At 73.5% G+C, this 13,742-nt stretch carries 9 protein-coding genes; 6 read left to right on the forward strand and 3 right to left on the reverse strand.

Annotation, left to right across the window (positions count from 1 at the left end; genetic code table 11):
• Window positions 1-148: 148 nt before the first annotated feature.
• The 3 genes from recQ (at window position 149) to AC061S_RS09340 (ending at window position 5,174) form a co-directional block, all read left to right on the forward strand.
• Complete coding sequence (recQ, locus tag AC061S_RS09330) at window positions 149-2,200, forward strand: DNA helicase RecQ (protein WP_478685377.1); 2,052 nt, start codon at window positions 149-151, stop codon at window positions 2,198-2,200.
• Between the two features lie 273 nt (window positions 2,201-2,473).
• Window positions 2,474-4,525: a SpoIIE family protein phosphatase gene (locus tag AC061S_RS09335; RefSeq protein WP_478685378.1), complete on the forward strand. Its 2,052-nt coding sequence runs from the start codon at window positions 2,474-2,476 to the stop codon at window positions 4,523-4,525.
• Between the two features lie 58 nt (window positions 4,526-4,583).
• Window positions 4,584-5,174, forward strand: a complete 591-nt coding sequence (locus tag AC061S_RS09340) for a GNAT family N-acetyltransferase (RefSeq protein ID WP_478685379.1) — start codon at window positions 4,584-4,586, stop codon at window positions 5,172-5,174.
• Window positions 5,175-5,208: 34 nt separating this feature from the next.
• Here AC061S_RS09340 and AC061S_RS09345 read toward each other — a convergent pair whose 3' ends face one another.
• Both AC061S_RS09345 and AC061S_RS09350 read right to left on the reverse strand, forming a co-directional pair.
• Window positions 5,209-8,034 (reverse strand): SpoIIE family protein phosphatase, encoded by a 2,826-nt coding sequence (locus AC061S_RS09345; protein WP_478685380.1) that lies wholly within the window; start codon window positions 8,032-8,034, stop codon window positions 5,209-5,211.
• Window positions 8,031-9,035 (reverse strand): GlxA family transcriptional regulator, encoded by a 1,005-nt coding sequence (locus tag AC061S_RS09350; RefSeq protein ID WP_478685381.1) that lies wholly within the window; start codon window positions 9,033-9,035, stop codon window positions 8,031-8,033. Before AC061S_RS09350 ends, AC061S_RS09345 begins: the two co-directional genes overlap by 4 nt.
• Before the next feature lie 196 nt (window positions 9,036-9,231).
• On the opposite strand from AC061S_RS09350, the gene AC061S_RS09355 reads away from it, so the two are divergent.
• A complete protein-coding gene (locus tag AC061S_RS09355; RefSeq protein WP_478685382.1) occupies window positions 9,232-9,900 on the forward strand; it encodes a cysteine hydrolase family protein in 669 nt (222 codons plus the stop codon).
• Between the two features lie 236 nt (window positions 9,901-10,136).
• Here the strand turns inward: AC061S_RS09355 and AC061S_RS09360 are convergent, their stop codons facing one another.
• Entirely contained in the window at window positions 10,137-11,285 is a 1,149-nt protein-coding gene (locus tag AC061S_RS09360) for a glycerate kinase (protein WP_267040303.1), read from the reverse strand.
• A 144-nt stretch (window positions 11,286-11,429) separates the two neighbouring features.
• On the opposite strand from AC061S_RS09360, the gene AC061S_RS09365 reads away from it, so the two are divergent.
• Together AC061S_RS09365 and AC061S_RS09370 are read left to right on the forward strand one after the other, a co-directional pair.
• Window positions 11,430-13,193: a BCCT family transporter gene (locus tag AC061S_RS09365; protein ID WP_478685383.1), complete on the forward strand. Its 1,764-nt coding sequence runs from the start codon at window positions 11,430-11,432 to the stop codon at window positions 13,191-13,193.
• Between the two features lie 37 nt (window positions 13,194-13,230).
• Window positions 13,231-13,731 (forward strand): NUDIX domain-containing protein, encoded by a 501-nt coding sequence (locus tag AC061S_RS09370; RefSeq protein ID WP_478685384.1) that lies wholly within the window; start codon window positions 13,231-13,233, stop codon window positions 13,729-13,731.
• Window positions 13,732-13,742: the final 11 nt, after the last annotated feature.

The raw sequence follows: 13,742 nt of genomic DNA on the forward strand, positions 1-13,742 counted from the left end.
TACGGGAGACGTCCTACTGTGGCACCGGTCGGGCCGTCGAGGTGCCCGGCCGCGCCGCCGCGTGCGGGGCCGTGGGGTCCTTCCCGGATATCCACAGGGCCGGGGGGATCCGGGCGGAAGTGTCCGAGGAGGTCGCTAGGCTTCTGGGATGACCCCTTCGGAAGCAGCCGTCGAGATCCCCGACGCCCAGCAGGTGCTCCACCGCGTCTTCGGGTACGACTCGTTCCGCGGCGAGCAGCAACAGATCATCGAGCACGTCGCCGGCGGCGGCGACGCGCTGGTGCTGATGCCCACCGGCGGCGGCAAATCGCTCTGCTACCAGATTCCGGCGCTGGTCAGAGCGGGTACCGGAGTGGTGATCTCCCCGCTGATCGCGCTCATGCAGGACCAGGTGGACGCTCTCAACGCGCTCGGGGTGCGGGCCGGGTTCCTCAATTCGACGCAGCTGTCCGACGACCGTCGCGCGGTCGAGCAGGCCTTCATCGCCGGCGAGCTCGACCTGCTCTACCTGGCGCCCGAGCGGCTGCGCACCGAGGGGACGCAGCGGCTGCTCGACCGGGGCACGGTCTCGCTCTTCGCCATCGACGAGGCGCACTGCGTCGCCCAGTGGGGCCACGATTTCCGGCCCGACTACCTCGCGCTGTCCATGCTGCACGAGCGCTGGCCGAAGGTGCCCCGGATCGCGCTCACCGCGACGGCCACCGAGGCCACGCACGCCGAGATCGCGGCGCGCCTCGGCCTGGAGGAGGCCCGCCACTTCGTGGCCGGCTTCGACCGGCCGAACATCCAGTACCGGATCGTGGCGAAGAACAACCCGGTCAAGCAGCTGCTGGAGCTGATCCGCACCGAGCACCCCGGGGACGCCGGAGTCGTCTACTGCCTCTCGCGGGCCTCGGTGGAGAAGACGGCGGCCGCCCTGGCCGAGCAGGGCATCGACGCCGTTCCCTACCACGCGGGCATGGACTCCCGGACGCGCGCGGCGAACCAGTCGAAGTTCCTGCGGGAGGACGGGGTCGTGGTGGTGGCCACGATCGCGTTCGGCATGGGCATCGACAAGCCGGACGTGCGCTTCGTGGCCCACCTCGACCTGCCCAAATCGGTCGAGGGCTACTACCAGGAGACCGGCCGCGCCGGCCGCGACGGGGAGCCCGCCACGGCCTGGCTGGCGTACGGGCTCCAGGACGTGGTGCAGCAGCGCAAGATGATCGAGGGCTCCGAGGGCGACGAAGCGCACCGCCGCGCGCTGGCCGGACACCTGGAGGCGATGCTCGCGCTGTGCGAGACGGTCGGCTGCCGCCGGGTGCGGCTGCTGGCGTACTTCGGGCAGACGGGTGCCCCGGACTGCGGGAACTGCGACACCTGCCTGACGCCGGCCGAGTCCTGGGACGGGACGGTCGCGGCGCAGAAGCTGCTGTCGACGGTGTGGCGGCTGGCCAAGGAGCGCCGGCAGAAGTTCGGCGCCGGCCAGATCATCGACATCCTGCAGGGCAAGAAGACGGCCAAGGTCATCCAGTTCGACCACGACGGGCTCTCGGTGTTCGGCATCGGAGCCGACCTGGGCACGACCGAATGGCGCGGGGTCGTACGGCAGCTGCTGGCGCTCGGACTGCTGGAGGTGGAGGGCGACTACGGCACGCTGGTGCTGACCGAGGCCAGCGGCGAGGTGCTGGGCGGCCGCCGGAACGTTCCGATGCGCAAGGAGACGGCGCCGGCGGCCGGGGCGTCCCGCAGGGAGTCCGGCGGATCGCGCTCCGGGAAGGGCGGCCGGGTACCGGTCGACCTGCCGGCGGCCGCCGTGCCGGTGTTCGAGTCCCTCCGCGCGTGGCGCGCCGAGACCGCGCGGGAGCAGGGCGTACCGGCGTACGTCGTCTTCCACGACGCGACGCTGCGGGAGATCGCGACGCGGCTGCCCGCGACGGTCGCGGAGCTGGGCACGGTCAACGGTGTCGGCGAGGCGAAGCTCGCCAAGTACGCCGAGGGCATCCTGCGGACCCTGGGCGGGTCCGACGCCGCCCCGACGGCGGCCGCCGAGTCCGTGGGCGCGGAGCCTGTGGCCCCGGCGGCCATCCCGGCTCCGGCTCCGGCCCCGGCCCCGGAGGTTGCCGTGCCGGCGCGCAGGAGTCCGGCCCCGCCGGAGGGGGAGTCGCTCTTCGGTCCGGAGGACGAGGAGATGGACCCGCCCTGGGACGACTGGGAGTAACGGACGGCCCCTGCGGGGCGGAGTCCCCTACCCGCCCTTCCACCGTTCCCTGGGGCTCCGCCCCAGACCCCGCGCCTCAAACGCCGGCGAGGCTGGATCTTCCAGCCCGTCCGGCGTTGAGGACCGGGTCCGGGCAGAGCCCGGGGAACGGGCGAAGGGCGGATAGGGGACACGCCCCGCAGGGCCTGGCCGGGCCCGACACAGCGCCGGTCAGCGAAGGCTCGGATAGGGTGAATCGGTAGGAATCGGGCCCCCTGGGGTGAGGTCGGCACATTGGACACGTACCAGGAGACGAGCGAGGTACCGGACCAGCCGGTGGCTGCTGTCGGGTACGCGGGCGTACTGACCGAGCTGCTGCCGATCGCCCTGTGGCGGGAGGACGCCGACGGGCTGGTCGTCGAGTGGTCGCTGGCCGCCCAGGACCTGCTCGGCCACCGCCCCGAGGACATTCTCGGCCGGCCGGGCTCCGACGTGCTCGTCCCCGACGCCAACCACGAGCTCGCCGAGCAGCTGACCCGGCGGGTCCAGGCCGGGGAGACCGTCGTCGGCACCCTGCCCGTGCGCCACCGCGACGGACACCAGGTCGCGATGGAGATGTGGATCCTGCCCGCCCCCGACCAGCAGGGGCGCACCGGTTCCATGCTCATCGCCGTGGAGACCTCCGAGGTCCTGCGGATGCGCGATTCGCTCGCCGCGCTGCAGAGCCTGTTCACCCAGTCGCCGATCGGCCTGGGCACCCTCGGCCCGGACCTGCGCTTCCTGCGCGTGAACGACGCCCTCGCCCGGATGAACGGGGTGTCCGCCGCCGAGCACGTCGGCAAACGGCTCACCGAGGTCGTGCCCGGGGTGAACGCCGCCGCGCTCGAACGGCTCATGCGCAAGGTGCTGGAGTGCGGCTCCGCCGTCGTGGACGTCCGCCGTACCGGCCGCACCCCCGCCGACCCCGACCACGACCGGACCTGGTCCTGCTCCTACGCCCCGCTGCTGGACGGCTCCGGGCGGCGGCTCGGCCTGATCGCCTCCCTCATCGACATCACCGACGGGCAGCGCGCCCAGGCGGAGGCGGAGCGGGCGCGCAGCCGCTTCGCCCTGCTCGCGGAGGCCGGTACCCGCATCGGCACCACGCTGGACCTGGGGCAGACGGCCCAGGAGATCGTGGAGGTGCTGGTACCGCGGCTCGCGGACTCGGCCGACGTACAGCTCCTGGAAGCCGTACTGGACCCGGACGAGGCCGGCGCGTCCACCCGGGGCGTGCTGCGCCGTCTGGCCTCCCTCTTCCCGGACCCGGGAGCGCCCACCGCCAAACTGACCGCCGGGCAGACCTTCCAGATCCCGGCGGGCACCGCGTACGAGCAGGTCATCACCGAGGGCGTGGCGATGAACCTCTTCACCGCCGACATCCCGGCCCTGATCAGGGATCCGCGCGCGGCCGCGCTGCGCGCCTACCTGGCCACCCTCGGCTGCGCCCGGATGGTCCCGCTGGTGGCCCGCGGCCGGGTGCTCGGGGTGGTCGTGGTGACCCGGGTGCGCGGGCGCGAGGTCTTCGACCACGAGGACTGCGTACTGATCGACGAGGTGGTGGCCCGGGCGGCCCTGAACATCGACAACGCCCGGATGTACACCACCCAGCGCGCGGCGGCCCTGACCCTGCAGCGCAGCCTCACCAACAACGCGCTGCCCGAGGTGGCCGGCCTGGAGCTGACCGGCCGCTACCTGCCGGCCAGCGACCACGACGTCGGCGGGGACTGGTTCGACGTCATCGAGCTGCCGGACGGCCGGACCGGCCTGGTGATCGGCGACGTGATGGGCCACGGCATCCACGCGGCCGCGGTCATGGGGCAACTGCGCACCGCGGTACGGACCCTGGCGCGGCATCAGGTGACCCCGGAGCAGATGCTCCGCTCGCTGGACGCGGTGGTGGCCGACCTCGGCGAGGACGAGATGGCCACGTGCGTCTACGCCGTCCACGACCCGGTGACGGGCGCCTGCGTCATCGCCCGGGCCGGCCACCCGCCGCCGGCCGTGGTCACGGCCGCCGGAACCGTGACCTTCCTGGACGGCCCGCCCGGAACCCCGCTCGGCACGGGCGGACGGGAGTTCCGCACGGAGGAGGTCCGGCTCGCGCCGGGCAGCCTGCTGGTGCTCTACACGGACGGCCTCATCGAATCCCGGGAGCGGGACCTGGACGAGGGCATGGCGGGGCTGGCGGGCGCCCTGAGGGGCGCGGGGGAGCCACTGGAGGCCCTGTGCGACACGATCCTGGCACGACTCCTCCCGGAGGCCCCGCAGGACGACGTGGCGGTGCTGCTGGCCCGGACCCTTTGAATGCACTAGTGCAATGAGATCTTGTATCTAGCACAAAGGGCGATTATCTTTCTCTTCCATGTCTGCCAAGTCGCCGTCCCCCCTCACGCTCACCGGCCGCCACGTCCGCCTGGAGCCGCTGACCAGGAGCCACCTCCCCGACCTGTACGCGGCCGGTGGCGGCGACGAGGAGGTCTGGCGGTGGGTGGGCGGCGCGCCGCGGTCGCAGGAGGAGCTGGGCGCCACGCTCGACTCCCTGCTGGAGGACGCGGAGCGCGGCGTGTACGTGCCCTTCGCCGTCGTCCACCTCGAAAGCGGCCGGGCCGTCGGCTGGACCACGTACATGGACATCGACGCGGCCGACGAACGCCTGGAGATCGGCTGGACCTGGTACGGGCGCGCGTACTGGCGCAGCGCCGTCAACACCGAGTCCAAGCTGCTCCTGCTCACCCACGCCTTCGAAGACCTCGGCATGGGCCGGGTCCAGCTCAAGACGGACCACCTCAACACACGCTCCCAGGCCGCGATCGCCCGCCTCGGGGCGCGGCGCGAGGGCGTCCTGCGCCGCCACCGCCGACGCCCGGACGGCACCTGGCGCGACAGCGTGTACTTCTCCCTGCTGGCCGACGAATGGCCGGAGGCGAAGGCCCGGCTGGCCGCCCGGCTCTGAGCCGGGCGGGGGGCCGCCGCGCAGCGCCCTCCCGCTACCAGGCCAGGTCCTCCAGGGCCTCCAGGTCCACCACGGCCGGGGGTGCCGGCTCCGCCGCGCCCGTCAGGGGGAGTTCCGCCCAGATCACCTTGCCGCGGTCCGTGTAGCGGGTGCCCCAGCGCTCCGCGTACTGGGCCACGAGGAACAGGCCGCGCCCGCCCTCGTCGGTCGTGGCCGCGTACCGCAGGTGCGGCGAGGTGCTGCTGCCGTCGGAGATCTCGCAGATCAGGGTGCGGTCGCGGAGCAGCCGGACCCGGATCGGCGGGGTCCCGTAGCGGATGGCGTTGGTGATCAGCTCGCTGAGGATGAGCTCGGCCGTGAAGGTGACGTCCCCCAGACCCCACGCAGTGAGCTGCGCGGAGCCCGCGCGGCGGACCCGGGACACGTCCGAGGGGTCCGGGAGCACCTCCCACTCCGCGATCTGCTCGGCCGGCAGCCGCCGGGTGTCGGCGATGAGCAGGGCGATGTCATCGCTCGGCGCCGGGAACAGCAGCGCGGCCAGTACGTCGGCGCAGGCCTGGTCGGGGCTGCGGCCCGCCCGGGACAGGGCCTCGGTCAGCAGGGCGAGGCCGGTGTCGAAGTCCCGGTCGCGGTCCTCCAGCAGCCCGTCGGTGAACAGCACGAGCCGGCTCGCCTCGGGCAGCTGCAGCTCCACGGCCTCGAAGGGCATCCCGCCGACGCCCAGCGGCAGCCCGATCGGCAGCTCGGGGTACTCCACCCGGCCCTCGGGCCCGACCAGCGCCGGGCCGGGGTGGCCCGCGCTGGCCATGGCGCAGTGGCCGGACACCGGGTCGTACACCGCATAGAGGCAGGTGGCGCCGGTGACGCCCGAGGACTCGCCCTCCCCGGAACCCTCGTCGGCCGAGGACTCGTCCTGGTCGATCCGGTCGATCAGCTCGTCGAGGTGGCCCAGCAGCTCGTCGGGCGGCATGTCGAGCGTGGAGAAGTTGTGCACGGCGGTCCGCAGCCGGCCCATGGTGGCGGCCGCGTGCACCCCGTGCCCCACCACGTCGCCGACGACCAGCGCGACCCGGGTCCCGGCGAGCGGGATCACGTCGAACCAGTCCCCGCCCACCCCCGCCTTCGCGGGCAGGTACCGGAAGGCGACGTCCACGGCGCTCAGATCGGGCAGCACCCGCGGCAGCAGGCTGCGCTGGAGGGTCACCGCCACCGCGTGCTCGCGGGTGAAGCGGCGGGCGTTGTCGATGGAGACCGCGGCCCGCGCCGCCAGCTCCTCGGCGAAGGACAGGTCTTCCTCGTCGAAGGGCTCGGGGGTGTCGGCCCGCCAGAAGTTGGCCATGCCGAGGACCACCCCGCGGGCCTGGAGCGGTACGGAGATCAGCGAGTGCAGCCCGTAGTCCAGGGCCACCCGGGTGCCGTCGTGGTCCTGGGCCCGCCAGCCGAAGGCGCGGTTCAGATCGGCCGCGAGCACCGCCCGCCCGGCGTCCAGGGCCGCCGCCATCGGCGCGGTCGGCACCACGAAGCGGATGACGTCGCCCACCGGCTGGAGCGGGGAGTCGACGCGGATCCCGCTGATGGCGGCCCGGTGCATCTCGGTGTGCGCGCTGCCGCCGGGCTCCTCGCCGCGCAGCACCGGCTCCAGCAGCTCGACGGTGACGAAGTCCGCGAACCGCGGGACCGCGACCTCGGAGAGCTCCTCGGCGGTGCGCACCACGTCCAGGGTGGTCCCGATGCGCACGCCGGCGTCGTAGAGCAGCTGGAGGCGGTCACGGGCGACCGCGGCCCGGCCGGAGAGCGCGGCGAGCTCCGTGGAGTCGCGCAGGGTGGTCACGGTGCCGGACGGGCGGCCCCCGTAGGGCTTGGTCGGGCGTACGTTCACGGCGAGGAGCCGGTCGCCCGCCCGGTGGACCTCGTCGGTGGCGGCCCGCCCGGAGGCCAGCAGCGCGGCCGTGGGCGGATCGAGGCCGAGCTCGCCCACGTGCCGCTGCTCGGCGTCGGCGGGCAGGTCGAGGAGGCGGCGGGCCTCGTCGTTGGCGAGCATCAGCCGGCCGCCGGCGTCGATGATCAGGACGCCCTCGCGGACGGCGTGCAGAACCGCTTCGTGGTGTTCGTTCATCCGGGTCATCTCGGCCTCGCCGAGGCCCCGGGTCTGGCGCCGCAGCCGGCGGCTGACGAGGGCCGCGCCGCCGGTGCCGAGGAGCAGGGCGCCGGTGGCCGCGCCGAGGAGCAGGGGAAGCTGGGCCTCGACCACGTCGCCGACGTTCTCGACCTCGATGCCGGTGGCGACCAGGCCGACCACCGCGCCCGCGGAGTCCCGTACGGGGACCACGGCGCGGACCACGTCGCTGGGCTTCCCCTCGAACGTCTCGGTGAAGGCCTGCCCGGCCACGGCGCGGGAGAGGTCGCCGGTGGCGCGCTGGCCGATGAGCTCCGGGCGGGAGTCGGTGTACCGGATCCCGTCGGTGGTCATGACGGCGATGAAATCGAGGCCGGAGGCCCGGCGAGCGCCCTCGGCCAGCGGCTGGAGCGCGGCGGTGGGATCGGCGGACTCCAGGGCCGCCGGCAGGCCGGGGGCGTGCGCGAAGGCCTCGGCGGCGGCGAGGGAGCGGTTGCGGGCGTCGCGCTGGCTGTCGTACCGGGCCTGGAAGAACAGTGCCGTGGCGGCGGCCGTGATCAGCACCAGTACGAGGACGGCCTGGAGGGCGAAGACCTGGCCGGCGACGCTCCGGGCGCCGAGCGAGAGGTGTGCGAACAGCCGGGAGTGTCCGGGCCCGATTCCGGGTGGGGACCCGTCCTCGGGCGGGGGCCTGTCCTCGGGCGCTCCCTCGGAGCCCCTGGCTAGGCCAAAACGTCCGGTCATGAGCCATTTCTAACACTGTCGGCGGGGTTTGGGGGAGGTCCCGGGGCTCCTGGTGCGGTAGCGGCCGCACGGTACGCCCGGGGGCTGGTGCCGACGTACGAGGTGAAGTGCTGGCGGAAGGTGACCTCGCTGGCGAATCCGGCCCGGCGGGCCACCTCGGTGACCGGATGATCGGTGCGCTCCAGCAGTTTGCGGGCTTCGTCCAGCCGGTGGCCCAGGAGCCATTTGTGGGGGGTGGTGCCGGTCGACGCGGCGAAGTGCCGGGCGAAGGAACGCGGGGACATCCCGGCCCACCGGGCCAGGGTGGCCACGTCCAGCGCCTCGTGCAGCCGCCCGAGCGCCCGCTCCCGTACGACGGCCAGCGCCTCGGCGGTCCGGTCGGCGACCGGGGTCGGGCGGTCCAGGTACTGGGCGTGCTCGCCGGTGCGGAACGGGCCGGTCACCATCGAGCGGGCGATGGCGGCCGCCGCCTCGGAGCCGTGCGCCTCGCGGACCAGGTGCAGGCAGAGGTCGATGCCGGAGGCGACCCCGGCGGAGGTCCACAGCCCCTCGTCCCCGACGTAGAGCGGGGCCTCCTCGACGCGCACGGCGGGGTATCGGCCGGCCAGCGCGGGGGCCAGCGACCAGTGGGTCACGGCCCGGCGGCCCGCCAGCAGACCGGCCTCGGCGAGGATGAAGGCGCCGGCGCACAGGGCGGCCACCGGGATGCCCCGGGCGTGGGCGTCCCGCAGGGCGGCGAGGACCCGCTCGGGCGTCCGGTCGGAGGGCCGGTCCAGCGCGGGGACCACGACGAGGTCGGCGCCGGCGAGCCAGTCGAGCCCGCGGTCGGGAGCCAGGGACAGCCCGCCGGGGAGCGGGATCGGGCCGGGGTCGAGGGCGCACCGGCGCAGCTCGAAGGCCGGTACCCCGAGATGGCCGCGGTCGTGCCCCCAGACCTCGGTGATGACGGCCAGGTCGAAAGCGCGGATGCCGGGCTGGGCGACGATCGCGACGCGGTGCATGGCCGTGAGTCTGCCACGGAGCCCCGGCCGAAGGGGAGGGCCGAGCCCCCGGCAGATGCCGCCGCGAGGCCTCCGACCTGGGGCTGGGCCGGACTCCGAAGCGAGCCGGGCCCGGACTGCCACGTTGGCGGGATCCCATCGGTTCGGGGACCGGGCGGTACTGGTTCGAGGGGGACGGGCCGCCCAGGATGAGGGCATGACGAACGAGACCGCGACCCCGGCCGAGACCACGCCCACGACCACCACCACGACGGACATCGAGATCGCCGCGAACAGCGCCCTGCTGGTCATCGATGTCCAACAGGGCTTCGACGACCCCGACTTCTGGGGGCCGCGCAACAACCCGGCCGCCGAGGGGAACATCGCCGCACTGATGGACGCTTGGCAGGAGACCGGCCGCCCGGTCGTGCTCGTGCAGCACGCCTCCCGCACCGCCGGCTCCGTCCTCGCGCCGGACCAGCCCGGTTACGCCTTCAAGGACTTCGTCGCCGAGCGGGCCGGCGGGGCCGCCCTGCACGTCACCAAGTCGGTGAACTCCTCCTTCTACGGCACCCCGGACCTCGCCGACTGGCTCACCGCCCAGGGCGTCGGACAGCTCGTCGTCGCCGGCATCCAGACCAACATGTGCGTCGAGACCACCGCCCGGATGGCAGGGAACCTGGGCTACGAGGTCCTCGTGCCGCTCGACGCCACGCACACCTTCGACCTGGCGGCCGAACCCGGCCCGGACGCACCCCGGCTGACGGCCGACCAGCTCGCCACCGCCACCGCGGTCAACCTCCAGGGCGGCGGCTTCGCCCGGATCGTCACCACCGCCGGACTGCTCGCGGCGACCCGCGGCATTTCCAGCCCGTCCGGCGTTTGAGCCCTTTCAGCCGTCCGGCGTTTGAGGACCGGGGTCTGGGGCGGAGCCCCAGGGGGGTCCGGGCGCAGCCCGGGGAACGGTGGAAGGGCGGGTAGGGGACATCCCTCCGGGCCTCGGCCGAGCCGGCCAGGCAGCCAGGCGGTGAGCCGGCCAGGCCCCGAGGCCGGCCCCGCACGCGCCGACGGCCCGGACCCCCCGTCAGGGGATCCGGGCCGCCGGACAGGGCGGACGCCTCGTCAGAGGACGTCGGCCGCGATGCTCTCCGCCACCCGCTCCAGCAGCGGCCCCGCGTTCGGGATGCTCACCGCCGGGTCCGGCTCGAGGTCCGTGAGCGGGTAGGCCCGCTGGATGCCGGCGGCCTGGAGGGCCTCCTGCGTGAGCAGCAGGCGGCCGCAGACCGCGACGACGGGCTTGCCCGCCGCCCGGGCCGCCGCCGCGACACCGGCCGGAGCCTTGCCGTGCAGGGTCTGCTCGTCCAGCGAACCCTCGCCCGTGATGACCAGCGTGGCCCGCTCCAGCGCCGGCGCGAAGCCGAGCACCTCGAGCATCAGCTCGATGCCGGGACGGAACGACGCGCCGAGCAGCAGCGCCCCGTAGCCGATGCCGCCCGCTCCGCCCGCGCCGGGCGAAACCGCCGCCTCGGCGGCCAGGGAGCCGATCGACTTCTCCAGGACCACCGCGAAGTGCGCCAGCGCCGCGTCCAGCGTCGCCACGTCCTCGGGCGACGCCCCCTTCTGCGGGCCGTAGACCGCCGGAGCGCCCTTCGGACCCGTCAGCGGGTTGTCCACGTCGCTCGCCAGGACGAAGTCGACCTCCTTGATGCGGGGGTCGATGCCCGACAGGTCGGCCGAGGCCAGACCGGCCAGCGCGCCGCCGCCCGGACCGACGGGTTCACCGTTCGCATCCAGGAACACCGCGCCCAGCGCGGCCAGCATGCCCGCGCCGCCGTCGGTGGTGGCGCTGCCGCCCACACCGAAGACGATCGAGCGCGCTCCCGCGTCGAGTGCGGCCTTCAGCAGTTCGCCGGAGCCGTAGGTGGTCGCCGTCAGCGGGGCGAAGACACCCGCCGGCAGCAGCTGGAGCCCGGAGGCCTCCGCCATCTCGACCACCGCGGTGCCCTCGCGCAGCGCGAAAGCGGCCGTGACCTGGTCACCGAGCGGTCCGGTGACCCGTACCTCCCGGCGTTCGAAACCGGCCGCCACGGCGGCCGCGACCGTACCGTCGCCGCCGTCCGCGACGGGGAGGGTCTCGATCTCCACGCCCGGTACGGCCTTGCGAAGGCCGGCCGTCACCCGCTCCGCGACCTGAACGGCCGTGAGCGAGCCCTTGAATTTGTCCGCGGCGATGAGCACGCGCGCGGTCTCAGTTACTGCTCCGTCCGTCACCTTGCTAATCCCTTGCTATCGAACAGTGCAGTCGCGCCACCCATGAGCCTATCCGGAGGATCCTCCTATGCCCATGCGTGGCCTGGGCCACACCCGGCGCGGCATGCCCCTAAATAGGGATATACGCCTGCATAGTGTGGCCGCATGAGCACGGATTCACTGGAACAGCCACGTCCGGATTCCCCAGGTGGCGGGTCCGAGGGCCCTGAGGGCGGCACCGACGGGACTCCCGACCGCACCGTCGTCGTCATCGGGGTGGTCTCCGTCCTGGCCGTGGTCGCCTGGGCGGCCCTCGGGAAGAGTTCCTTCGACTCGGCGTCGAGCACCGCGCTGGCCTGGGTGCTGAGCAACTTCGCGTGGCTCTTCGTGATCGCCGCGGATGTGTTCCTCGTCATGTGCGTCGTGCTCGCGATCAGCCGCTTCGGCCGGATCCGCCTCGGCAAGGACGACTCGGAGCCGGAGTTCACGAACCTCGCGTGGATCGCGATGATGTTCAGCGCGGGCATGGGAATCGGTCTGATGTTCTACGGGGTGGGCGAGCCGCTCACCCACTACCTGAACCCGCCCCCGGCCTCCGGCGCGGCCCCCGGCACCGGCGACGCCGCCCGCGCCTCGCTCGACTACTCCTTCTTCCACTGGACCCTCACCCCCTGGGCGATCTACGGCATCGCCGGCCTCGCCCTCGCCTACGCGACCTTCCGCAAGGGCCGCGGCAACCGCCTCAGCTCCGCCTTCGTCCCCCTCATGGGCCAGGAGCGGGCCGACGGCTGGCCCGGCAAGGCCATCGACCTGCTCGCCGTCTTCGCGACCGTCTTCGGCACCGCCACCAGCCTCGGCCTCGGCGCCCTCCAGGTCGCCAAGGGCCTCAACATCACGACGGGGATCGAGGACTCGACCACGGTCGAGCTGATCATCATCGGATCCCTGTCCGCGGCCTTCGTGCTCTCCGCCTTCTCCGGCCTGCACAAGGGCGTCAAATGGCTCAGCACGATCAACATCGTGCTCGCCGCGGCCCTGATGACCTTCGTCTTCGTCCTCGGCCCGACCGTCTACATCCTCGACGTGATCCCGGCGAGCGTCGGCAGCTACCTGCACGACCTGCTCCCGATGGCCACCCGCACCGGCGCCTTCACCGACAGCGAGTGGCTCGGCGCGTGGACGATCTTCTACTGGGCGTGGTGGCTCTCCTGGGCGCCCTTCGTCGGCACCTTCATCGCCCGCATCTCGCGCGGCCGCACCATCCGCGAGTTCCTCATCGGCGTGCTCCTGGTGCCCAGCGGTGCCACCGTCGTCTGGTTCTGCGTCATGGGCGGCACCGCGATCCGCCTCGACTCCACCGGCGTCGCCGACATGGCCGCCAAGGCCAAGGAGGGCACCGAGGCCTCGCTCTTCGCGATGCTCGACGCGCTCCCGCTCGGCACGGTCACCTCGTGGATCGCGATGCTCCTGGTGATGACGTACTTCGTCACCAGCGCCGACTCCGCCTCCCTCGTCATGGGCTCCCTCACCAGCCGCGGCTCCCTGCACCCGCCGACCTGGCTCGTGGTCACCTGGGGCGTGCTGATGGCCTCCGTGGCCGCCGTCCTCCTCGTCGCGGGCGGCCTGAAGTCCCTCCAGACGGCCACCATCCTGGTCGCGCTGCCGTTCGTGGTCGTGATGATGGTCCTGTGCTGGGCCCTGGTGAAGGAGCTGCGGGAGGACCCGGGCGCGGGACCCGTCCGCCACCACGCCCTGCACGGACTCCGGGACGCGGTCAAGGCCATGGTCGGCGACGCCATCACCGAACAGGGCCCGGCCCGCCACCCCCGCCTGCGCCGCGTGGCGGAGTCGAGGAACCGCGACCGCGAGGACGGTGCGGGCGGCGGCACCGGCGCCGGCACCGGCGGAGGCCCCACCCCGGAAGCGTGATCACCGCGGGCCCGGGGCGGCTGGGTAGGGTGGCGGAGTGACCACCACGGATGACTACGCCACCTACATCGCGAGCCTGCCCCGGGTGCTGGCCGGCGCCGCCGCGCTCTTCCGGGACGACGAAGGGCGGGTGCTCCTCGTCGAGCCCAACTACCGGGAGGGCTGGGCCCTTCCGGGCGGCACCATCGAGTCGGACACCGGGGAGTCCCCGCGGACGGCCGCCCGCCGCGAGAGCGCCGAGGAGATCGGCATCGACGTACCGCTCGGCCGGCTGCTCGCCGTCGACTGGTCGATCGGCCCGGACCGGCCCCCGCTCGTCGCCTACCTCTACGACGGCGGCGTGCTCGACGCCGCGCAGCTCGCCTCCATCAAGCTCCAGGAGGAGGAGCTGCTCTCGTGGCGGCTGGTGGAGCCGGCCGAGCTGACGGAGTATCTGCTCGGATCCCTGGGCCTGCGCACCGAAGAGGCGTACCGGGTGCTGCGGTCCGGCGAGGGCGCCGCCGAGCTGGAGAACGGCCGCCGGACGCAGGCCTCGTAGACCGCTCCGCT

Source organism: Streptomyces sp. CA189 (genome assembly GCF_056428985.1).

Excerpts from the sequence above, each read along its gene's own strand:
- recQ (WP_478685377.1), top strand. The coding sequence starts at position 149 with ATGACCCCTTCGGAAGCAGCCGTCGAGATCCCCGACGCCCAGCAGGTG.
- AC061S_RS09340 (WP_478685379.1), top strand. The coding sequence starts at position 4,584 with ATGTCTGCCAAGTCGCCGTCCCCCCTCACGCTCACCGGCCGCCACGTC.
- AC061S_RS09345 (WP_478685380.1), bottom strand. The coding sequence starts at position 8,034 with ATGACCGGACGTTTTGGCCTAGCCAGGGGCTCCGAGGGAGCGCCCGAG.
- AC061S_RS09350 (WP_478685381.1), bottom strand. The coding sequence starts at position 9,035 with ATGCACCGCGTCGCGATCGTCGCCCAGCCCGGCATCCGCGCTTTCGAC.
- AC061S_RS09355 (WP_478685382.1), top strand. The coding sequence starts at position 9,232 with ATGACGAACGAGACCGCGACCCCGGCCGAGACCACGCCCACGACCACC.
- AC061S_RS09365 (WP_478685383.1), top strand. The coding sequence starts at position 11,430 with ATGAGCACGGATTCACTGGAACAGCCACGTCCGGATTCCCCAGGTGGC.